This is a genomic window from Streptomyces sp. NPDC059909, assembly GCF_042730885.1.
Classification (GTDB): domain Bacteria; phylum Actinomycetota; class Actinomycetes; order Streptomycetales; family Streptomycetaceae; genus Streptomyces.
In genome coordinates this window covers 1-694 of sequence record NZ_JBHWKX010000258.1, presented here as the reverse complement: position 1 = coordinate 694, position 694 = coordinate 1, and the positions used below count along the sequence as shown (strand labels likewise).

Below are 694 nucleotides of genomic sequence, written 5' to 3'. Positions count from 1 at the left end.
AAGTCGGCCTGTAGCCGTCGTCTGCCCTGCTCGACGGAGGAGACCGTGTCCTCGCCGACCCTCGCCAGGTCCGCCAGTTGCCCCTGGGTCAGCCCCGCCACCCGCCGGAACTCGGCCAGTTGTTTGCCGAGCACTTCCCACGACGTGACCTTCTTGCTGGACTTCTTTCGCTGCTGCATACGCACTCCATCTCCCGACGCGCCCCGTCGCGCACCCGGCACGACCCGTACAACGGATTTGTACGGGTCGACGCCCTGCACAAGGCTAGTGACGTTGGGTGACCTTAGGAGGGTGGAAACCGAAACCCGACTCCCCGCGCGCTGCGAGCGCTTCTACCGCCGCGAGCGCCGATCCGTCCCCGCAGCCAGGGACTTCACCGCCGCCGTGCTGGACGACTGGGACGCCCGCGTGCCCCGCGACGACGTCTTGCTCTGCGTGAGCGAACTGGCCACCAACGCCCTGCTCCACGGCGTCCCGCCGGGACGCGGCTTCCGGCTCTTCGTGCTCCGGGCCGACGACGGCGGCGAACCCACCCGCGTCCACCCCGTCCAGCTCTGGCGCACCCCCTACGTCGCCGACACCCGGGCCGACGCCTACGGCGGGGACGGGCCGCTCGCCCGGGTCGGCAACCCCGACCTCGTACGGGCCCTCGGCGCCTGCCTCTCGCTGGCCCGGACGGCGCGCGGCGCCACCG

General features: G+C 71.9%; 2 protein-coding genes. One reads left to right on the top strand and one right to left on the bottom strand.

Annotation, left to right across the window (positions count from 1 at the left end):
- Positions 1–179, bottom strand: a 179-nt coding sequence (locus ACFV9O_RS40670; protein ID WP_385428177.1) for a helix-turn-helix domain-containing protein, incomplete at its 3' end; no start/stop codon positions are given.
- A gap of 112 nt (positions 180–291) precedes the next feature.
- Between ACFV9O_RS40670 and ACFV9O_RS40665 the strand changes: the two genes are divergently transcribed.
- Positions 292–694: DNA repair ATPase (locus ACFV9O_RS40665; RefSeq protein WP_385428173.1), on the top strand; the 403-nt coding region annotated here is incomplete at its 3' end.